This window comes from Amycolatopsis kentuckyensis (assembly GCF_002155975.1).
Taxonomy (GTDB): Bacteria; Actinomycetota; Actinomycetes; order Mycobacteriales; family Pseudonocardiaceae; genus Amycolatopsis; species Amycolatopsis kentuckyensis.
The window spans coordinates 1-20,210 of the sequence record NZ_MUMI01000580.1 but is presented as its reverse complement, the minus strand read 5'-3'; the positions used below and the strand labels follow the sequence as shown (position 1 = coordinate 20,210).

Here is a 20,210-nt window from a genome sequence, read left to right as displayed (position 1 = left end):
CCCCCCTCTGCCAGCCCGCCCAGCCCAGCGGCACGCAACGTAACCGAACCAGCTGCCTCAACCAATCGGCCGGACACCACCCGGCCATCTCGTCATGCCCTCGCGACCCGAAAGGCCCACACACATGAACGCCACGAGCGCCTCACCCGAGCACGACCCACTGCTGGTACGCGTGGAGGAAGCCGCCCGCCTCCTCAGCATCGGCCGAACCCGCGTCTACGACCTGGTTCGCACCGGAGAGCTGCCGTCCGTGAAGATCTTCGGCTCCCGGCGAATCCCGCGCGCCTCGATCGACCGCTACGTCACCACGCTGATGCAGGAATCGGAGGCCGCCTGATGCCACGCCGTGCCGCCAACGGCCTAGGAACCATCGTGAAGCGGGCGGACGGCCGCTACCAGGCCGCCGTCTACGTGCTCACCACGACCGGCGAGCGCAAACGCAAGTTCGTCTACGGGAAGACCTGGGACGAGGTGAACGACAAGCGGGTCGAGATGCTGGAGAACAACCGCAAGGGCGTCCCCTCGATCTCGTCGAACATGAAGCTCGGGGACTTCCTCGACTACTGGCTGGAGGAGATCATCAAGGTCAACCGCGGGCCGTCGACCTACGCCGGCTACGAGATCGTCGTCCGCCGCTACATCAAGAAGCACCTGGCCACCAAACGGCTCAACGCGCTGACCCCGGCGCACGTCCGGGCGTTCGTGGCGCAACTGCGGAGGGAGAAGACGGTCCTGGGCAAGCCACTCTCGGACCGGTACGTGCAGAACGTGTTCGAGACGCTGCGCAGCGCGCTGAGTACCGCGGTGCGTGAGGAGCTGATCGGCCGCAACGTGGCCCGGCTGGTCGAGACACCCTCGCGCGGTTCCTTCGAGATAGAGCCGCTGTCGGAGGTGCAGGCGAAGGCGTTCGTGAGGGCGGCAGCAGAGCACTGGCTCTACGCCCTGTCGCTGATCCTCATCACCAGCGGCCTGCGCAAGGGTGAGGTGCTGGGCCTGGCCTGGTCCGACATCGACCCGGCGACCGGCGCGTTCCGCGTTCGGCGGACGGTCCAGCGGGTGCGCGGCCGGCTGGAGTTCGGGAAGACGAAGACGAAGAAGTCCACCCGTTCGCTCTATCTGGGCCGCGTCTGCCTCGCCGCGCTGGCGCGGCAGCGGGAGGAGACGGCGAAGCGTCTGAGGTCGCCGCTGAACCCCGCGCCGGGCCAGCCGGATGACCTGATCTTCGTGACCAGCTCGGGGCGGGTGGTGGAGCCGAGGAACGTCAACACGATGCTCCAGCGGCTGCTGCGCCGCGCCGGGCTTGATCCCGCACGGGTTCATGACCTGCGTCACACCGCCGCCACGCTACTGCTGATGGATGGCGCCACGATCCGGGAGGTGATGGAACAGCTGGGGCACGCGTCGATCGCAACGACAGCCAACATCTACGGCCACGTCCTGGACGAGGCCAAACAGCGGATGGCGGCCCGGATGGACCGACTGGCGGACGACGACTGATGTCAATCGGTGATGTCAGCGGGGCCCTAATGATCTTGGGGGCCGCTTTCGCTGGTGGGCGCAGCAGGGTTCGAACCTGCGACCGCTCGGGTGTAAGCCGAGTGCTCTTCCGCTGAGCTATGCGCCCGGGCGGCGGCGGCCCGGCAGGCCGCCGCCGCGACAACTCAGGCCGTCAGTTCGGCCACGGCCTTCTTCCAGCCCTGCTGGTCGCGAGCCTCGCCCGGCGCGTTGACCTCGGCGAACCGGACCACGCCGGCCGTGTCGATCAGGAACGTGCCGCGGACCGCCAGGCCGGCGTCGGAGTTGAACACGCCGTACGCCTGGGCCACCTCGCCGTGGGGCCAGAAGTCGGACAGCAGCGGGAACTGGTAGCCCTCCTTCTCGGCCCACGCCTTGAGCGAGAACGGCGTGTCGACCGAGACGCCCAGGACCTGGACACCCTTGCCGTCGTAGTCCGCGAACTCGTCGCGGAGCTGGCACAGCTCGCCGGTGCAGATGCCGCTGAACGCGAAGGGGTAGAAGACCAGCAGCACCGGCTTGTCACCCCGGAACGACGACAGCTGGACGGGCTGCTTGTTGTAGTCGTTGAGCGTGAAGTCAGGGGCCTCAGAACCGACCTCGACGGTCATACCAGCGTTTCCTCTCCCGAACGGACACGTGCCTGCGACGACAACCCTATCGTGTCCGTCCGGCGGGACGGCTCAGCGCTGCTTCGACTTCGACTTGGGGGACACCAGGCGGGTGCCGATCCAGTTCGGGCCGACACTGATGTTGGCGGTCTGGGCCAGGCCGACGGCGGGTACCGCTTCGGCGATTTCGCTCGGCTCGACGTGCCCGGGCTGTCCCGTCTTCGGGGTGAGCACCCAGATCACGCCGGTCTCCTCCAGGGGGCCCCTGGCGTCGATGAGCGCGTCGCCCAGGTCGCCGTCGTCCTCGCGCCACCAGAGCAGCACCACGTCGATGACCTCGTCGGCGTCCTCGTCGAGGATGTCCCCGCCGATCTGCTCCTCGATCGCCGCGCGGACGTCGTCGTCGACGTCCTCGTCCCAGCCGATCTCCTGGACCACCATCTCGGGCTTGATGCCGAGCCTCTCGGCGACGCTGCTCTGATCAGCGTCTCCCGCGGCGACCACTGCTTTCACTCCTCCAACTGCGACGGAGCGTGGCTTCGGAGCACCCCCGGAGGGTACGCCTGGGCCACACTCGGCTACCCGGTTGCCGATAGCGAACACTGGTGAGGCTCCGCGCGCAACCGTCCACACCGGATCTTTGACAACTCGTGTCGCAGGATACGGCCCGCCACCGGCCCGCCGCGACGGCGTTTCGGGTACCAGGCGCCCCCGGTCTGCCACCCCTCCGAGGGTCGTCCCCTAGGGTGGGGAGGAAGTAAACGCGCGCGCGATACACCGCGCGCAGGGAGTGGCTCGACCGGGTCGGCCTATGTTACCGCCAAGTAGCGGTGCGGAAGCCGGGACGGAAGACGACGATGGAGAGTCGTACACCCCCGCGTACGAGCACCACCGGCTACAACTTTTCGCAAGGAGACCCCTTGGCCCCGCAGAACGACGGCGCCTCCGGCAAGGAGACCCCGGCACGCGTCCGCGTCATCCGTGACGGATTGGCGGCGCACCTGCCCGACATCGACCCGGAGGAGACCGCCGAGTGGCTGGACTCCTTCGACGAGGCTCTCGCGAGGGGCGGTCAGCAGCGGGCCCGTTACCTGATGCTGCGCATCCTCGAGCGGGCGCGGGAACGGAACGTCGGCGTCCCGGCCCTGACCTCGACGGACTACGTCAACACCATCCCCACCGAGAACGAGCCGTGGTTCCCCGGCGACGAGGACATCGAGCGCCGCTACCGCGCCTGGATCCGCTGGAACGCGGCGATCATGGTGCACCGGGCGCAGCGCCCCGGCGTCGGCGTCGGCGGTCACATCTCGACGTACGCCTCCTCGGCCGCGCTCTACGAGGTGGGCTTCAACCACTTCTTCCGTGGCAAGGACCACTCCGGCGGCGGCGACCAGATCTACATCCAGGGCCACGCCTCCCCCGGCATCTACGCCCGCGCGTTCCTCGAGGGCCGGCTCTCGGAGTCGCAGCTCGACGGCTTCCGCCAGGAGTACAGCCACGCGGGTGAAGGCGGCGGCCTGCCGTCGTACCCGCACCCGCGGCTGATGCCGGAGTTCTGGGAGAACCCGACGGTGTCGATGGGCCTCGGCCCGATGAACGCCATCTACCAGGCCCGGTTCAACCGCTACCTGCGCGACCGCGGCATCAAGAACACCGACGACCAGCACGTCTGGGCGTTCCTCGGCGACGGCGAGATGGACGAGGCCGAGTCGCGGGGCCTCATCCACGTGGCCGCCGGCGAGGGTCTCGACAACCTGACCTTCGTGATCAACTGCAACCTGCAGCGGCTCGACGGCCCGGTGCGCGGCAACGGCAAGATCATCCAGGAGCTGGAGTCGTACTTCCGCGGCGCCGGCTGGAACGTGATCAAGGTGATCTGGGGCCGCGAGTGGGACTCGCTGCTGCACGCCGACCGCGACGGCGCGCTGGTCAACCTGATGAACGTCACCCCGGACGGTGACTACCAGACGTACAAGGCCAACGACGGCGCCTTCGTCCGCGAGCACTTCTTCGGCCGCGACCCGCGGACGAAGGACCTGGTCAAGGACCTCTCCGACGCCGACATCTGGAACCTCAAGCGCGGCGGCCACGACTACCGCAAGGTGTACGCGGCGTACAAGTCGGCGCTGGAGCACCACGGCCAGCCGACGGTGATCCTGGCCCACACCATCAAGGGCTACGGCCTGGGCCCGGCGTTCGAGGGCCGCAACGCCACGCACCAGATGAAGAAGCTCACCCTCGACGACCTGAAGCTGTTCCGCGACTCGCAGCGGATCCCGATCAGCGACGAGGAGCTCGAGCGCAACCCGAAGCTGCCGCCGTACTACCACCCGGGCGCGAACTCGCCCGAGATCGAGTACATGATCGGCCGCCGCAAGGCGCTCGGCGGGTTCCTGCCGGAACGCCGTCCGAAGGCCGCCAAGGCGCTGGTCCTGCCGGGCGACAAGGTCTACGAGGGCATCCGGAAGGGCTCCGGCAAGCAGGAGGTCGCCACCACGATGGCGTTCGTCCGGCTGGTCCGCGAGCTGGCGAAGGACTCCGAGATCGGCAAGCGCGTCGTCCCGATCATCCCGGACGAGGCCCGCACCTTCGGCCTCGACTCGATGTTCCCGACGGCGAAGATCTACAACCCGCACGGCCAGACGTACACGTCGGTCGACGCGAGCCTGATGCTGGCCTACAAGGAGTCCGAGAAGGGCCAGCTGCTGCACGAGGGCATCAACGAGGCCGGCTCGACGGCGTCGTTCACCGCCGTCGGTACGTCGTACGCGACGCACGGCGAGCCGATGATCCCGATCTACATCTTCTACTCGATGTTCGGGTTCCAGCGGACCGGTGACGGCCTCTACGCCGCCGCCGACCAGATGGCCCGCGGGTTCGTCCTCGGCGCCACCGCCGGCCGGACCACCCTCACGGGTGAGGGCCTGCAGCACGCGGACGGGCACTCGCTGCTGCTGGCGGCGACCAACCCGGCCGCGGTCGCCTACGACCCGGCGTGGTCGTTCGAGATCGCGCACATCATCAAGGACGGTCTCCGCCGGATGTACGGCGAGACCGGCCCGGACGGCAACGGCGAGAACGTCTTCTACTACATGACGATCTACAACGAGCCGTACCAGCAGCCCGCCGAGCCGGAGAACCTCGACGTCGACGGCCTGCTGAAGGGTCTGTACAAGTACGCCGACGCCCCCGAGGGCGACGGTCCGGAGGTGCAGATCCTGGTCTCGGGCGTCACGATGCCGGACGCGCTCAAGGCGCAGAAGCTGCTGGCCGAGGAGTGGGGCGTGCGGGCCGCGGTGTGGTCGGCGACGTCGTGGACCGAGCTGCGGCGGGAGGCCGTCGAGATCGACCACGACAACCTGCTCTACCCGGGCAGCGAGCCGCGCGTGCCGTACGTCACCGAGGCGCTCAAGGGCGCGAACGGGCCGGTCGTGGCGGTGTCGGACTGGATGCGCGCGGTGCCGGACCTGATCCGCCCGTACGTCCCGACCGACATGCTGACGCTGGGCACGGACGGCTTCGGCTTCTCCGACACCCGGCCGGCGGCGCGGCGGAAGTTCCTGGTCGACGCCGAGTCGATCACCGTCGGGGCGCTGTCGATCCTGGCCAAGCGCGGCGAGGTCGACCAGGCGAAGGTCCTCGAAGCGGCCACGAAGTACCGGCTCGACGACATCACGGCCGCCGGGCCGCAGACGTCGGATTCCGGCAACGCGTGACCCCGCGCTAGCAAAACACTGCTAGGTTCGGGGCCCGGCAGACATCCGATGTCTGCCGGGCCCTTGGCACGTAGGGAGTTGATGAAGGTGACGAAGCGCCGGTTGCCGAAGCCGAGCGAGCTGCAGCAGATCCTGCGGCCGAAGCCGATCGTGCTGAACCCGACGGACCGGCGCCTGGCGAACGCGCACACCATCGCCGACCTGCGGACGATCGCGCGCAAGCGCACCCCGCGGGCGGCGTTCGACTACACCGACGGCGCGGCCGAGCTCGAGGACAGCCTGCGCCGCGCCCGGCAGGCCTACCGCCGCATCGAATTCCACCCGAACGTGCTGCGCGGGGTCTCCGACGTGGATACGACTCGCGAAATCCTCGGCAAGACGTCGGCGCTGCCGTTCGCCTTCGCCCCCACCGGGTTCACCCGGATGATGAACCACGAGGGCGAGGCCGCCGTCGGCCGCGTCGCCCAGCGCACCGGCATCCCGATGGGCCTGTCCACGATGGCGACGACGTCGATCGAGGACCTCGCCGCGGCGGCGCCGGACGCGCGCAAGTGGTTCCAGCTGTACGTCTGGCGCGACCACGGCGCCGGTGAAGATCTGATGAATCGCGCGTGGGCGGCGGGCTACGACACGCTGATGCTGACCGTGGACACCCCGGTCGGCGGCGCGCGGCTGCGGGACGTCCGCAACGGCCTGACCATCCCGCCGGCGCTGACCCTCAAGACGTTCCTCGACGGCGCGCTGCACCCGGCGTGGTGGTTCAACCTGCTCACCACCGAGCCGCTGACGTTCGCGTCGCTCAACCACTTCGACGGCACAGTCGCCGAGCTGCTCAACAAGCTGTTCGACCCGACGCTGAACTACGACGACCTCGACTGGGTCCGGCAGACCTGGCCCGGCAAGCTGGTGGTCAAGGGCGTGCAGAACGTCGACGACGCCCGCGACGTCGTGAAGCACGGCGCGGACGCGGTGCTGCTGTCCAACCACGGCGGCCGCCAGCTCGACCGCGCGCCGACGCCCCTGGAGTTGCTCCCGGCGGTGCTGGACGAGCTCCAGGGCGGCGCGGAGGTCTGGATCGACACCGGCATCCTGTCCGGCGGCGACATCGTGGCGGCCATCGCCCGCGGCGCCGACGCGGTCCTGATCGGCCGCGCGTTCCTGTACGGCCTCATGGCCGGCGGCGAGCGCGGCGTCCAGCGCTGCGTCGACATCCTGCGGACCGAGATGGTCCGCACGATGCAGCTGCTGGGCGTCCGCACCCTCGCCGACCTGAAGCCCTCCCACGCGACCCTGCGTTAGACCTGCGCCTGGCCTCCGTCGACGAAGAACTCGACGCCGTTGACGAAGCTCGCCTCCTCGGAGGCCAGGAACAGCGCCGCGGCCGCGATCTCCGAAGGGTCGCCGAGGCGGCCCAGCGGGACCTCCGCCACGAGGCCGTCGACCAGGCCCTGCTGCTCCTCGTCGGGCACCAGGCCCAGCAGGCCCGGGGTGCGCGTCGGTCCCGGGCTCAGGACGTTGACCCGCGTGCCCGTCCCCTTCAGGTCGACCGCCCAGCTGCGGGCGAAGTTGCGGACCGCCGCCTTCGTCGCCGCGTAGACGCTGAAAGCCGGGCCGACCCGCGTCGACGTCGTCGAGCCGGTGAGGATGATCGACGCGTTCGCGTTCAGCAGCGGCAACGCCTTCTGGACGGTGAAGAGCACGCCCTTGACGTTGGTGCCGAACGTCGCGTCGAACTGCTCCTCGGTGATCTCGCCGAGCGGAGCGAAACTCCCGCCGCCGGAGTTGGCGACCACGACGTCCAAGCCGCGGCCTCGCTCGGCCACGGCGCGGTAGAGCTCGTCGAGGTCGGCCAGGTTCGCGGAATCCGCCCGGATGGCCGTCACCCCGCTGCCGATCTCGGCGACGGCGTCGTCGAGGGCTTCCTTGCGCCGGCCTGTGACGAACACGTGCGCGCCTTCGGCCGCGAAGCGCTTCGCGATGGCGAGCCCGATGCCGGTGCTGCCGCCGGTCACGACCGCCGTCTTGTTCTCCAGGTTCACGATGCCCTCCAAGTTCTTGACTATCTCGTCCAGAACCTACGCCGTTCTGGACGAGATAGTCAAGAATGGGTAGCCTGATCCCATGGCGAGACCCCGGAGCTTCGACGAGACGGCCGTCCTGCGCGCGGCCAGGGACCAGTTCTGGGAGCACGGTTACGCGGGCACGAAGGTCGACGACATCGCCGCCGTGACCGGCCTCGGCAAGGGCAGCCTCTACGGCGCCTTCGGCGACAAGCACGCGCTCTACCTGCGCGTCTACGACTACTACTGCACCGAATCGACCGACGGCGTGCGCCACCAGCTCGAAGGCCCCGACGACACGGCCTACCGGCGGCTCGGCGACCACGTGCGGGCCATCGCCGAGTCGGTGGCCGCCGACCGGGAGCGCCGGGGCTGCCTGATCGCGAAGGGCGCGGCCGAATGCGCCGAGCACGACGAGGCGGTCGCCACGCGGACCCGGCGGGCCTTCCGCGACCTGCAGGACTACCTGACGGCGTGCATCGCGGGCGCTCAGCGCGCGGGCGACATCGACGCCGGCGCGGACCCCGCCCACCTCGCCGGCCTGGTCCTGGCGGTCCTGCGCGGCCTCGAAGCCCTGGGCAAGGGCGGCGTCGAGCCGGACGAGCTCCGCGCGATCGCCGAGACCGCCCTCGCCGTGCTGCCGAAACCCCAACTCGCGTGATCAGACCCGCAACTCGCGTGATCGGAGCCGGAACTCGCGTGATCAGAGCCGGAACTCGCGAGTTACGTCCCCAATCACGCGAGAACCGGGCTCGATCACGCGAGATCCGGGTTACCGCCTGACCCGTTGGGCCAACTGGTCTCAAGTTCTTGACGGACCGCCTGGTTTGTGACGAAGATCTCGGGCACCCGCCGAAAGGCCGTTTTCGCATCGTGGAAACGGAGGTCGCCCGTGTTCGTGCAGGATCTGACTCCGCTGGGCTCGCTGGGCCTGTCCGCGCTCGTCGCCGTGCTGCCGCTCGCCACCGTTCTCGTCCTGCTCGGGGTGGTCCGGATGCGAGCGCACCACGCCGCCCTCATCGGGCTGCTCGTCGCGCTCGTCGTCGGGATCGCCGCGTACGGGATGCCGGTCGTGCAGGCCGTCTCCGGGGCGCTGGAAGGTGCCACGTTCGGGTTGTGGCCGATCATGTGGATCGTCGTCAACGCACTGTGGATCTACCGGCTCACCGTGCGGACCGGGCACTTCGACGTCCTGCGCCGCTCGTTCGGCCGGATCTCCGACGACCCGCGCATCCAGGCCCTGATCATCGCCTTCTGCTTCGGCGCGCTCATGGAAGCCCTGGCCGGGTTCGGCGCGCCGGTCGCGATCAGCGCCGTGATGCTGGTGGCCGTCGGGTTCCACCCGGTCAAGGCCGCCGTCGTCGCGCTGGTCGCCAACACCGCGCCGGTCGCCTTCGGCGCCATGGGCACCCCGGTCGTCACCCTCGCCCAGGTCACCGGCCTGCCGCTGCAGGACGTCTCGTCGATCGTCGGGCGCCAGACGCCGCTGCTCGCGCTGGTCGTGCCGCTGCTGCTGGTGATCATCGTCGACGGCAAGCGCGGCCTGAAGGACACCTGGCTGCCCGCGCTCGTCTGCGGGATCGCCTTCGGGCTCGTGCAGTTCCTCGCCTCGAACTTCGTGTCCCCGCAGCTGGCCGACATCGGCGCGGCGCTGGCCGGCGCGGCCGCGCTGGTCGCCCTCCCCCAGACCCGGCGGCCGGTGCCCGAAGCCGTCCGGATCGGCACCGGCGGGACGGCGACCGCCGAAGCGCCGCCGGAAGACTCCCGCAACGACGTCGTCAAGGCCTACCTGCCGTACCTGCTCATCATCGTGATCTTCTCGATCGCCGTCCTGCCGCCGGTCAAGAAGCTGCTGGACAAGGCGACCTGGAAGTTCCACTGGCCCGGGCTGAACGTCGCCGGGCCGAACGGGAAACCGGTGTCCGGCAACACGTTCTCGCTGCCGTTCCTCAACACCGGCGGCACGCTGGTGCTGCTGGCGGGCGTCATCACGGCGGTGATCCTGGCGGTGAAGGCGAGCGACACCGCGCGGGAGTGGCTGGCGACGGTCAAGGAGCTGCGGTTCGCGATCCTCACCGTCACCGGCGTGCTCGCGCTGGCCTACGTGATGAACCTGTCCGGGCAGACCACCACGATCGGCACGTTCATCGCCGCCGCGGGCGCCGGGCTCGCGTTCCTCTCGCCGGTGCTGGGCTGGTTCGGCGTCGCCGTCTCGGGGTCCGACACCTCGGCCAACGCGCTGTTCGGCGCCCTGCAGGTGACGGCGGCGCACCAGACCGGCCTGCCCGCGGAGCTGCTCGCCGCGGCGAACAGCTCCGGCGGCGTCCTCGGCAAGATGGTGTCGCCGCAGAACCTCACCATCGCCTGCGTGGCGGCGAACCTGCCCGGCGAAGAGGGGAAACTGCTGCGGAAGGTGCTGCCGTGGAGCATCGGGCTGCTGCTGGTGATGTGCCTGATCGTGTGGGGTCAGAGCACCGCGGCGCTCAGCTGGATGCTGCCGTGACCCCGGGCCGGGCGGCGACGCGCTGGGCGGAGCGGTTCCAGCTCCACCAGCCGTGCACGACGAGCCCGGCGAACACGATGTAGATCGCGGCGGAGAAGTACAGCCCGGACGAGATCTGCAGCGGGACGCCGATCGCGTCGACGGCCAGCCAGACCAGCCAGAACTCGACCAGCCCGAGCCCCTGCGCCCCGAAGGCGACGAGGGTGCCGACGAAGATGGCGGCGTCCGGCCAGGGCGCCCAGGACGCGTTCAGCGCGTCGAGGACCAGCGCCATCACGGTGGTGCCGACGACGAACGCGCCGATCATCGCCAGCCGTTCGGCGAGCCGGCCCTTGCGGACGACGACGCCGAACACCGGGTCCTGGCGGCGCGTCCAGGCCCACCAGCCGTAGACGGAGATGGCGAGGATGGCGACCTGCCGCGCGGCGAGCCCGCCGAGGTGCGCGGAAACGTAGACGGCGAACAGGAGCACGGTGGCTCCGACCTGCACCGGCCACGTCCACAGGGTGCGACGCTGCGCGAGGAACACGACGGCGAGCGCGAACACCTGCCCGGCGAGCTCCGCGATCGAAATCCACTGGCCGAGCACGGTGATCCCGTGGTGCAGCAGGAAGTCCACGTCACGCCCCTTTCGTCCTACCGCTCCCAACATGCTCCGGACGAGGTGAATTCCCTAGGGAGTGTGAGGGGCGAGACATCCCACGGACTGGACGTCGCCGACGTGCAGCGTGCCGCCGCGGACGACCCGGGCGTGCACGCCGAGCGTCATGCCGTTGGCGCCGGTGATCGTCTTCAGCAGCCCCGGCGCGGCCGGCAGCCCGTCCCAGGGCAGGTCGACCATCACGCAGCGGACGGCCTTGCGCAGGATTTCCAGCTCGACCTCGCCGATCCGGACGTGCTGCCCCAGCCAGGCCTCTTCGGCGAGCTCCGGCGCCGGGCCGGTGTCGAGCAGGATGTTGGGCCGCAGCCGCCGCGCGTCGATCGCGGCTCCGGGCGCGCGCTCGGCGAGCCAGGCCAGCGACGACGTCGTCAGCAGGTGGACGGCGGCCTCGTCGTGGTGCGGGACGTCCGCTTCCTTCGTCAGTGCGACGCCGGGACGGCCGAGGGCGGCCGCGATGTCGGCGTCGCCCCGGGCCGGGCGGCCGTCCGGCAGGGTCACGAGCGGGACGTCACCGTCGTAGCGGGCGGCGAAGGTGTTCAGGCCGGGCATCCGCCGGAACCGGCGGGTGTTCTTGCCGCTGCCGAACTTGCCGTCGGGATCCCGGACCGCGTACAGGCGGTCGCCGTCGAAACCGCGCTCGCCGACCTTCGCCTCGGTCAGGCGTTCGCCCACCATCGACTTCACCGGATAGCGCCACAGCGCCGCGACGACCCCCACGCTCCGAGGGTAACGGGCGGCGCGGGCCCGGCGGCTTCCCCGACCGCCGGGCCCGCGCCACCCCCGCCGTCAGCCCTGCGGGCGCGGGGTGCCGACCGGCGGCGTCGGGGTGCTGTCCACGCCGACCGTCGCGCGCGGGGCCGCCGGGCCGGTGCCCATCTCACCCGTGCGCTGCGCCGGGGTCTCCAGCTGGTGCTCCATGTTCGCCATCCAGCCGCGCCAGCGGTCCTGGGCCGGCTTGATCAGGCCGCCGCCGAAGCCGACCACGATCACGCCGCCGATGGTCGCCAGCACCGCGATCAGCACCGGGCCGGTGATCGCCGTCGCGATGTTCACCTGGCCCAGCGCCGCGATGATGCCGAACGCCATGATCAGCCAGTAGGCCCCCAGCGAAAGCGGGCGAGCCGCGCCACGGCCGGACAGCGCGGACGCGACGACGTCGCGCACCACCTTCGCGATCGCCGCGGCCACCACCACGAGCACCAGCGCCACCACGATCCGCGGCAGGAACGCGATGATGTCGTTGAGCAGCTGGCTCACCGGGTTGGTCGGCCCGAACACGCCGAACGCCAGCTGCAGCGCGATCAGCAGAATGAAGTAGTAGACCAATTTGACGAGGATCCCGGTCGCGTCGATCTTCTGCTGGCCGATCTTTCCGCTCAGCCCGGTCCGCTCGACCAGTTTCCCGAAACCGGCTTTCCCGAGCACGAGCGCCAGCCCTTTCGAGACGGCTTTCGCGATCAACCAGCCGATCAGCAGGATGATCAGGAATCCCACGAGTTTCGGGACGAACGTGGCCACCATCGCCCACGCCTGCCCGAGCCCGTCCTTCAGTTGCTCGCCCATAACCGACTCCCTCCACGGATTTGCACCGGATCGTCGATCAAGTACCCAGGGGCGGCAACTCGTGCGCCCCACGATCGAGTGAGACGACTGGCGCGCGAAGATCACCCGTGGCCATACTGGTTCTACCGGTGGGGACCGGGGAGACGAGGCCGTCCGGCGCAGCGTAAACCGCAAGCGCCGGGCGGCCTCGAGCATTACCGGACGAATCCGGCCCCCGGGGGCGCCGGGGGCCGGATGAACCGCGCAAAGATCGTCAGGCGGCGCGCAGGGCGTCGCGCAGCTTCACTTTCGCGCCGGTGCGCATGACGGCGTTCCGGTAGATCCGCGCGGCGAACCAGATGAGCCCCGGAATCAGCAGCACCACCAGCCCCACCGACACCACGGCTTCCCAAACGGGCACCCCGCCCATCGCCAGCCGCATCGGCATCAGCGTCGGCGAGAACACCGGAATCACCGAAAGCACTTCGACGAACGTGTTGCCCGGATCCGACGGCAGCACCGAAATGCCGATCACGTATCCGACGATCACGAACATCAGGGCCGGCATCGTCGCGCCGCCGACGTCTTCCTGGCGCGAAACCAGCGCCCCGAGCGCGGCGAACACGATCGAGTACATCAAGAACCCGAGCAGGTACCACACGACCAGCCAGACGACCGTGCCCACGGCCGCCGAGACGGAGATGGTGAGCACGTCCGTGGCCAGCCCGGTGACCACCCCGCCGACGCCGATCACGACCATCTGGATCAGCCCGACCACGCCGATGCCGAGCACCTTGCCCGCCATCAGCTGCCACGGCTTGATCGTCGACAGCAGCAGCTCGACCACCCGCGAGGTCTTTTCCTCGACGACGCCCTGCGCGACGGTCTGGCCGTTGAGCAGCAGCGACATGTAGATCAGGATGCCGGCGATGATGCCGAGCACGAGCTGCTGGCCGTTGTAGTCGTACGGCTGCTCCAGCGGCGGGTCCTCGATGAACTTCGCGGACGCCATCGCGGCCTGGAACCGGGCCGGGTCGCCACCGAGCGCGGTGACCTGCTGGTTGACCGCCAGCTGCTGGGACAGCAGCTGCAGGACCCGGCCGAGCTTGCCGTCGAGGTCCTTCTTCACCTGGACGTGCACGCTCGTGCCGTCGCCGGTGAGCAGCGCGTCGAGCGAGCCGTCGGCCAGCTTCGCGCGCCCGGCGGCCTCGTCGGTGACCTGCACCGTGTCGATCTTCTCGTCGAGGGCCTGGCCGCCGGCCTTCAGCGGCGCGGCGAGCGGCGCGGTGGCCGGGGTGTAGCCGACGGTGGAGTCGGGGCCGCCGCCCCCGTTGATCAGCTTGATCGCCAGGATGCCGACCACGATCAGCATCAGCATGACCACGGTGCTGATGCGGTAGGCCTTCGACTTCACCCGGGTGCTGATCTCGCGGGAGGCGACCAGGCCCACCGCCGCCGTCGGGCTCATCCGGACGTCCGGAACCGGGGTGTTCACGCCGGGACCCCCTCGGTGGTGACGACGGAGCGGAACAGTTCGGTCAGCGAGGGCTGCTCGCGGGCGAACTCGCGGACCGGCCCGGTGGCCAGCGCCGCCTTGAGCACGGCCTGGTCGTCGGCGTCCTCGCCCAGCTCGAGCTCGGTCACCGCGCCCGTCCGGCGGAGCACCTTCACCCCGGACAGGCCGTCGGCCCACCCGTCCCCGGCCTCGGGGACGTCGACCCGCAGCCGCAGCGTGCCGCCGGCGCGCAGCTCGTCGACCGTGCCGACGGCCACCATCTGTCCACTGCGGACGATCCCGACCCGGTCGCAGAGCCGTTCCACCAGATCGAGCTGGTGGCTGGAGAACACGACCGGTACCCCCTCGGCCGCCTTCTCCTTGAGCACCTGGCTCATCACGTCGACCGCGACCGGGTCGAGGCCGGAGAACGGCTCGTCGAGCACCAGGATCCGCGGCTCGTGCACCAGCGCCGCGGCCAGCTGGACGCGCTGCTGGTTGCCGAGGGACAGCTTCTGCACCTCGTCGTCGCGGCGGCCGGCGACACCGAGCCGTTCGGTCCACCGCTGCGCCGACGCCTGCGCGTCGGCGGCGGGCATCCCGTGCAGCCGCGCGAGGTACGTCAGCTGCTCGGCCACCTTCATCTTCGGGTAGAGGCCGCGTTCTTCGGGCATGTAGCCGATGTGGCGGCGCGTTTCGTGCGTCACCGGCGCGCCGTCGTAGCGGACTTCGCCGGCGTCGGCGGACAGCACGCCGAGCGCGATCCGCATGGTCGTGGTCTTGCCGGCGCCGTTGCTGCCGACGAAGCCGAACAATTCGCCCGGCCGGACGTCGAAGGTCATTTCGCGCAACGCGACCACGTCACCGTAGCGTTTGGAGATCCCGTCTATTTCCAAACCGGTCATTCCGGTTCCCCCGTTCTCGTGTGGGCCCGATCCTAGGCAGTGCGTACACGCGCCGCCTACCCTCGCGCGTTGCCGCGAGGGGCTACCAAAGTTGCGGCCACGTAGGATCGCCTCCGCCATGGATGGAACCACCGCCCCGCGCCGGGTGCCGAAGCACCACGGACTGTCCGCGAAGACGCTCCGGCAGCTGGAGCACGCGTCCGGCAGCCTGGCGAGCGCGAGCATCGCGGTGATGGAGCGGCGGCTGCCCTGGTTCGCCCGGCTGCCCGCCGACCAGCGCGCGAGCGTCCTGCTGATCACCCAGGCCGGGGCCGCCGGCTTCGTCTCCTGGCTGCGGGACTCCAAGGAGGCGCTCAAGCTCACGACCGAGGCGTTCCGCGACGCGCCGGCCGAGCTGTCGCGGTGGATCAGCCTGCGCCAGGCGGTCGGCATGGTGCGGCTGGCCATCGAGGTGTTCGAGGAGCAGCTGCCGGATTTCGCCGCGAACGAAGCGGAACGCGCCGCTTTGATCGAAGGAATCCTGCGCTACGGGCGGGAAATCGCGTTCGCGGCGGCGAATTCCTACGCCGCCGCGGCGGAGGCGCGCGGTGCCTGGGACGCCCGGCTGGAGGCCTTGGTCGTCGACGGCATCGTCCGCGGCGACGCCGAGGAGTCGGTGCTCTCGCGGGCGACGGCGCTGGGCTGGGACCCGACGGCGGCGGCGACCGTGCTGGTCGGCAACCCGCCGTCGGAAGACCCGCCGACGGTGGTGTTCGAGGTCCGCAGCCGCGCGGCCCGCGTCGGCCGTCCGGTGCTGCTGTCGGTGCAGGGTTCCCGGCTGGTGGTCGTGGTCGGCGGACCGACCGACGGCGGGGTGAAGGAGCGGGAGATCCTGACCCGGATGTCGGTGGCGTTCGCCGAGGGCCCGGTGGTCGCCGGCCCGACGGTGCCGACGCTGGCCGAGGCCCACCACAGCGCGACGGAGGCGCTGTCGGGGCTGCGCGCGGTGGTCGGCTGGCCGGGCGCGCCCCGCCCGGTGCGCTCGGGCGACTTGCTGCCCGAGCGCGCGCTGTCCGGGGACGCGGAGGCCGAGCGCCTGCTGGTGGACACGATCGCGCGGCCGTTGGAAGAAGCCGGCCCGACGCTGCAGCGCACGGTGGAGGCGTACCTGGAGAGCGGCGGCGTGCTGGAGACGTGCGCGAAGACGCTGTTCGTCCACCCGAACACCGTCCGCTACCGCCTGCGGAAGGCGGCGGACCTGACCGGCTGCCAGGCGACCGACCCGCGCGACGCCCTGGTGCTGCGGATCGCGCTGACCGTCGGACGGCTGGCGAGAGCCCGCGGACTCTGGTGACGTCGAGAACGCCGTGGCGGCTCCGTCCCCGGGGTACGAGCGGCCACCGGGGCCGCGGGACGGAGCAGGAACCGTGACGATCCAGCGGATGGACAACGTCGGCGTCGTCGTCGACGACCTCGCGGCGGTGACCGCGTTCTTCGTCGCTCTCGGCCTGGAGCTCGAGGGCGAAGCCACGGTCGGGGGACCCGAGGTGGACCTCCTCGTCGGGCTCGAAGGCGTGCGGTGCGACATGGCGGTGGTGCGGACCCCGGACGGCCACGGGCGGCTGGAGCTGATGAAGTTCCACGCGCCGGCGGCCCCCGCGGCCGCCGAGCCGGACGCGCCGGTCAACGCGTTCGGTTTCCGCCGCATCATGTTCGCCGTCGAGGACATCGAAGCCGTCCTGGCCCGGGCGCGCTCGCACGGCGCCGGACCACTGGGCGAACTCGTGCAGTACGGGGACAGCCACCGGCTCGCCTACGTCCGCGGCCCCGAAGGCCTCATCGTCGCGCTGGCCGAACAGCTCCGCTGAACCTCCCCCTCCGGAAAGGAACCACCATGGCCGTCGCCGACGACCTCGACCGCGCCACCGACTCGCAGTGGGACTGGGTCGCCGAGCAGACCCGCACGTACCTGGAGTCGGGCGGCACCGTGGGACACGAATCGAACGGCGTGCACACCCTGATCCTGGCCACCACCGGCCGCCGGACCGGCCTGCCCCGGCGCACCTGCCTGATCTACGGCACCTCCGGGGACGACTTCGTCGTCGTCGCGTCCAAGGGCGGCGCCGACGAGGACCCGGCGTGGTTCAAGAACCTCGTGGCGGAGCCGAGCGTCGGGGTCCAGGCCGGCACCCGCCGGTTCACCGCACGGGCCCGGGTCGCGTCGCCGGCCGAACGCGCGGCCCTCTGGCCCCGGATGGCGGCGATCTTCCCGCTCTACGACGAGTACGCGCGCAAGACCGATCGCGTGATCCCGCTCGTCCTGCTCACCCCTCGGGACTGACCTTCCCGAGACGGGCGTCACGTGATGGACTTAACAGCGAAAGGTGATTGAACCCGACAAGGCTTCCGGGTTACGCGCGAGCTTCTGCGGCGCGTCTTTGGAGGGTTCCGACAAAGACGTCGCACAGACACTGTCACCGTCGGCATCCCGGAAAACCCCCTTCGCCGTGTTGTCTTGAAGGGTGACAGCAGCAGTCCTCGCTCCCGGCCAGGGATCCCAGGCCCCCGGCATGTTCACGCCCTGGCTCGACCTCGACGGCGCGCGCGAGCGCGTGGCGCAGTGGTCCGAACGCGCCGGGCTCGACCTGCTCCGCCTCGGCACCGAGGCGGACGCCGACGAGATCCAGGACACCGCGATCGCCCAGCCGCTGATCGTCGCGCTGTCGCTGCTCACCTTCGAGCACCTCCAGGCCACCGCCCCGGTGGCCGCGGACGCGCCGGTCGCCGGCCACTCCGTCGGCGAGCTCGCCGCGGCCGCGATCGCCGGGGTGCTGAAGCCGGAAGACGCCGTCGCGCTCGCCGCCGTCCGCGGGGCCGAGATGGCGAAGGCGTGCGCGCTGGAACCGACGTCGATGGCCGCGGTCATGCTCGGGGACCCCGAGCAGGTCGTCGCGTGGCTCGAAGAGCAGGGCCTGACCGCGGCGAATCGCAACGGTGCCGGGCAGATCGTCGCCTCCGGTGCCGCCGACACGATCGCGAAGATCGTCGCCGAGCCCCTCGAAGGCACGAAGATCCGCGCCCTCAAGGTCGCCGGTGCGTTCCACACGCGCTACATGGCGCCCGCCGAAGAGGCGATGCGCGCCCACGCCGCCGAGCTGACCCCGGCCGACCCCACCCGCCCGCTGCTGTCCAACGCGGACGGTACCGTCGTCACCAGTGGGGCCGAGTACCTGGCGCGCCTGGTCTCCCAGGTCACCCGCCCGGTCCGCTGGGACCTCACGATGGACGGCCTGGTCTCCCTCGGCGTCACCCGCACGATCGAACTCGCGCCCGCGGGCACCCTGACCGGCCTGGTCAAGCGGCAGCTCAAGGGCGTCGTCACCACTATCACCGCGCTGAAGACGCCGGCCGAGCTGGCGGCGCTGCGCCAGGAGGACGCCTCGTGACCGACCGACCCGCCCTGAGCCTCAACCCCGGCTCCCGCGGCAGCCGCGTGCTGGGCATCGGCAGCGCGCAGCCGGAGAAGATCGTCACCAACGACGACCTCTCCCAGATCATGGACACCAGCGACGAGTGGATCCAGGCCCGCGTCGGGATCGTCGAGCGCCGGTTCGCCGAGAAGGACGAGCTGCTCACCGACTTCGCCGTCGCCGCCGGCAAGGCCGCCCTCGAAGACGCCGGGGTCGACCCGTCCGAAGTGGACACGGTGATCCTGCCGAACTGCACCATGCCGACGCTCATCCCGAACGCCGCCGCGCAGGTCGCCGCCCGGATCGGCATCCCCAGCCCCGGCGCGTTCGACCTCAACGCCGCGTGCGCCGGGTTCTGCTACGGCCTCGGTGTCGCCTCCGACCTGATCCGGGCCGGCTCGGCGAAGAAGGTCCTGGTCATCGGCGCGGAGAAGCTCACCGACTCGGTCGACCCGGTCGACCGGGCCAACGCGATCATCTTCGCCGACGGCGCGGGCGCCGCGGTGGTCGGCGCCTCCGACGAGCCGGAGATCGGCCCGGTCTCGTGGGGCAGCGCGGGCGATCTGGTCGACCTGATCTACATGCGCGACCAGAAGTACATCTACCAGGAGGGCCAGTCGGTCTTCCGCTGGGCGACCACGCAGATCGCGCCGATCGCGCTGCGCGCGCTCGAGGTCGCCGGGCTCAAGCCGTCCGATGTGGACGTGCTGATCCCGCACCAGGCCAACCTGCGCATCGTCGAGGCGATCGCGAAGAAGCTGCGGGCCAACGGCGCCCGCGACGACATGGTCGTCGCCGACGACATCAAGTACTCCGGCAACACCTCGTCGGCGTCCATCCCCCTCGCGCTGGACCACATGCGCAAGGCCGGGACGGCGAAGACCGGCGACGTGGTGCTGGCGGTCGGGTTCGGCGCGGGCCTGTCCTACGCCGGGCAGGCGTTCATCTGCCCCTGATCACCGTTACGCTCCCCGCGGGCACTCGCCCGAGGGAAACAGACCCAAGAAAGACCGAGAAGGGAACTACCCCATGGCTGACAACGCTGAGATCCTCGCCGGCCTCGCCGAGATCGTCGAAGAGGTCGCCGGTGTGGCTCAGGACGACGTCACCGCCGAGAAGTCGTTCGTGGACGACCTGGACATCGACTCGCTGTCGATGGTCGAGATCGCCGTGCAGGCCGAGGACAAGTTCGGCGTCAAGATCCCGGACGACGAGCTCGCCAACCTGAAGACCGTGGGCGACGCGGTGAACTACGTGTCGGCCAACTCGAAGTAAGTCCTCTTCCCTCCTTGAGGAGACTCCCATGAGCAACATCGACGTCGTGATCACCGGTCTCGGCGCCACCACACCGCTCGGCGGGGACGTGCAGTCCACCTGGGACGGTCTGCTGGCCGGGGCGAGCGGGGTTCGCGCGATCGAGGCCGATTGGGTCGAGGAGCTGCAGCTGCCGGTCAAGATCGGCGGCCAGCTGGCCGTCGATCCCTCGGAGGTCCTCCCGCGGGTGCAGGCCCGCCGGCTGGACCGCTGCGAGCAGGTCGCGCTGATCGCCGCCCGGCAGGCGTGGGCCGACGCCGGGTACACCGAGCCGACCGACGAGCACACCGACGTCGACCCCGACCGCCTCGGCGTGTCGATCGGCACCGGCATCGGCGGGCCGGTCACCCTGCTCACCCAGAACGACCTGTTGCACCAGCAGGGTCTCCGCAAGGTGTCGCCGCTGACCGTGCCGATGCTGATGCCGAACGGCCCGGCC

The 20,210-nt window shown here is 70.4% G+C and carries 21 protein-coding genes and 1 tRNA gene; 13 read left to right on the top strand and 9 right to left on the bottom strand.

Going from position 1 to position 20,210, the window contains the following annotated elements; translation table 11 throughout:
- The first annotated feature begins 124 nt into the window (after nucleotides 1–124).
- Nucleotides 125–337, top strand: a complete 213-nt coding sequence (locus CCN39_RS42620) for a helix-turn-helix domain-containing protein (RefSeq protein WP_086852242.1) — start codon at nucleotides 125–127, stop codon at nucleotides 335–337.
- A gap of 35 nt (nucleotides 338–372) precedes the next feature.
- The gene (locus tag CCN39_RS42615) at nucleotides 373–1,497 is read left to right on the top strand and encodes a tyrosine-type recombinase/integrase (protein WP_158104599.1); all 1,125 of its coding nucleotides are present in this window, start codon (nucleotides 373–375) and stop codon (nucleotides 1,495–1,497) included.
- A gap of 52 nt (nucleotides 1,498–1,549) precedes the next feature.
- On the opposite strand, the gene CCN39_RS42610 is transcribed toward CCN39_RS42615, so the two are convergent.
- From CCN39_RS42610 to CCN39_RS42600, 3 genes are all read right to left on the bottom strand, one after another.
- Nucleotides 1,550–1,624: transfer RNA gene (locus tag CCN39_RS42610), tRNA-Val, on the bottom strand.
- A 37-nt stretch (nucleotides 1,625–1,661) separates the two neighbouring features.
- Entirely contained in the window at nucleotides 1,662–2,126 is a 465-nt protein-coding gene (locus tag CCN39_RS42605) for a peroxiredoxin (protein WP_086852238.1), read from the bottom strand.
- A gap of 72 nt (nucleotides 2,127–2,198) precedes the next feature.
- Nucleotides 2,199–2,630, bottom strand: coding sequence for a DUF3052 domain-containing protein (locus tag CCN39_RS42600; protein ID WP_003084504.1), 432 nt, complete (start codon nucleotides 2,628–2,630; stop codon nucleotides 2,199–2,201).
- 416 nt (nucleotides 2,631–3,046) lie between these two features.
- Here CCN39_RS42600 and aceE point away from each other — a divergent pair, with 416 nt between their 5' ends.
- Nucleotides 3,047–5,842 (top strand): pyruvate dehydrogenase (acetyl-transferring), homodimeric type, encoded by a 2,796-nt coding sequence (gene aceE, locus CCN39_RS42595; protein WP_086852235.1) that lies wholly within the window; start codon nucleotides 3,047–3,049, stop codon nucleotides 5,840–5,842.
- 87 nt (nucleotides 5,843–5,929) lie between these two features.
- A complete protein-coding gene (locus CCN39_RS42590; protein WP_086852246.1) occupies nucleotides 5,930–7,141 on the top strand; it encodes an alpha-hydroxy acid oxidase in 1,212 nt (403 codons plus the stop codon).
- Here CCN39_RS42590 and CCN39_RS42585 read toward each other — a convergent pair.
- Nucleotides 7,138–7,893, bottom strand: coding sequence for an SDR family oxidoreductase (locus CCN39_RS42585; RefSeq protein ID WP_086852233.1), 756 nt, complete (start codon nucleotides 7,891–7,893; stop codon nucleotides 7,138–7,140). The two genes, CCN39_RS42590 and CCN39_RS42585, sit on opposite strands and share 4 nt — an antisense overlap.
- Nucleotides 7,894–7,963: 70 nt before the next feature.
- Here CCN39_RS42585 and CCN39_RS42580 point away from each other — a divergent pair, with 70 nt between their 5' ends.
- Nucleotides 7,964–8,563 carry a TetR/AcrR family transcriptional regulator gene (locus CCN39_RS42580; protein WP_086852231.1) on the top strand — a complete coding sequence of 200 codons (600 nt, stop codon included), beginning with the start codon at nucleotides 7,964–7,966 and terminating at the stop codon, nucleotides 8,561–8,563.
- A 231-nt stretch (nucleotides 8,564–8,794) separates the two neighbouring features.
- Entirely contained in the window at nucleotides 8,795–10,405 is a 1,611-nt protein-coding gene (locus tag CCN39_RS42575; protein WP_086852229.1) for an L-lactate permease, read from the top strand.
- On the opposite strand, the gene CCN39_RS42570 is transcribed toward CCN39_RS42575, so the two are convergent.
- The 5 genes from CCN39_RS42570 to CCN39_RS42550 all read right to left on the bottom strand — a co-directional run bounded on the left by CCN39_RS42570 (nucleotide 10,386) and on the right by CCN39_RS42550 (nucleotide 15,008).
- Entirely contained in the window at nucleotides 10,386–11,024 is a 639-nt protein-coding gene (locus tag CCN39_RS42570; RefSeq protein WP_086852227.1) for a nicotinamide mononucleotide transporter family protein, read from the bottom strand. The two genes, CCN39_RS42575 and CCN39_RS42570, sit on opposite strands and share 20 nt — an antisense overlap.
- Before the next feature lie 54 nt (nucleotides 11,025–11,078).
- Nucleotides 11,079–11,783, bottom strand: coding sequence for an MOSC domain-containing protein (locus tag CCN39_RS42565; protein ID WP_086852224.1), 705 nt, complete (start codon nucleotides 11,781–11,783; stop codon nucleotides 11,079–11,081).
- Between the two features lie 69 nt (nucleotides 11,784–11,852).
- Nucleotides 11,853–12,629: a mechanosensitive ion channel family protein gene (locus tag CCN39_RS42560; RefSeq protein ID WP_086852222.1), complete on the bottom strand. Its 777-nt coding sequence runs from the start codon at nucleotides 12,627–12,629 to the stop codon at nucleotides 11,853–11,855.
- Between the two features lie 253 nt (nucleotides 12,630–12,882).
- Nucleotides 12,883–14,076, bottom strand: coding sequence for an ABC transporter permease (locus CCN39_RS42555; RefSeq protein WP_086852244.1), 1,194 nt, complete (start codon nucleotides 14,074–14,076; stop codon nucleotides 12,883–12,885).
- A gap of 23 nt (nucleotides 14,077–14,099) precedes the next feature.
- Nucleotides 14,100–15,008 carry an ABC transporter ATP-binding protein gene (locus CCN39_RS42550; protein ID WP_086852220.1) on the bottom strand — a complete coding sequence of 303 codons (909 nt, stop codon included), beginning with the start codon at nucleotides 15,006–15,008 and terminating at the stop codon, nucleotides 14,100–14,102.
- A 118-nt stretch (nucleotides 15,009–15,126) separates the two neighbouring features.
- Here CCN39_RS42550 and CCN39_RS42545 point away from each other — a divergent pair, with 118 nt between their 5' ends.
- The 7 genes from CCN39_RS42545 to CCN39_RS42515 all read left to right on the top strand — a co-directional run.
- A complete protein-coding gene (locus tag CCN39_RS42545; protein WP_086852217.1) occupies nucleotides 15,127–16,341 on the top strand; it encodes a PucR family transcriptional regulator in 1,215 nt (404 codons plus the stop codon).
- 73 nt (nucleotides 16,342–16,414) lie between these two features.
- Complete coding sequence (locus CCN39_RS42540; RefSeq protein WP_086852215.1) at nucleotides 16,415–16,855, top strand: VOC family protein; 441 nt, start codon at nucleotides 16,415–16,417, stop codon at nucleotides 16,853–16,855.
- A 26-nt stretch (nucleotides 16,856–16,881) separates the two neighbouring features.
- Nucleotides 16,882–17,328, top strand: coding sequence for a nitroreductase family deazaflavin-dependent oxidoreductase (locus CCN39_RS42535; RefSeq protein ID WP_086852213.1), 447 nt, complete (start codon nucleotides 16,882–16,884; stop codon nucleotides 17,326–17,328).
- Nucleotides 17,329–17,509: 181 nt separating this feature from the next.
- Nucleotides 17,510–18,433 carry an ACP S-malonyltransferase gene (locus CCN39_RS42530; RefSeq protein ID WP_086852211.1) on the top strand — a complete coding sequence of 308 codons (924 nt, stop codon included), beginning with the start codon at nucleotides 17,510–17,512 and terminating at the stop codon, nucleotides 18,431–18,433.
- Nucleotides 18,430–19,413, top strand: a complete 984-nt coding sequence (locus tag CCN39_RS42525) for a beta-ketoacyl-ACP synthase III (protein ID WP_086852209.1) — start codon at nucleotides 18,430–18,432, stop codon at nucleotides 19,411–19,413. Before CCN39_RS42530 ends, CCN39_RS42525 begins: the two co-directional genes overlap by 4 nt.
- Before the next feature lie 73 nt (nucleotides 19,414–19,486).
- Nucleotides 19,487–19,732 carry an acyl carrier protein gene (locus CCN39_RS42520; RefSeq protein WP_004559006.1) on the top strand — a complete coding sequence of 82 codons (246 nt, stop codon included), beginning with the start codon at nucleotides 19,487–19,489 and terminating at the stop codon, nucleotides 19,730–19,732.
- 28 nt (nucleotides 19,733–19,760) lie between these two features.
- Nucleotides 19,761–20,210, top strand: a 450-nt coding sequence (locus CCN39_RS42515) for a beta-ketoacyl synthase N-terminal-like domain-containing protein (protein ID WP_279629618.1), incomplete at its 3' end; no start/stop codon positions are given.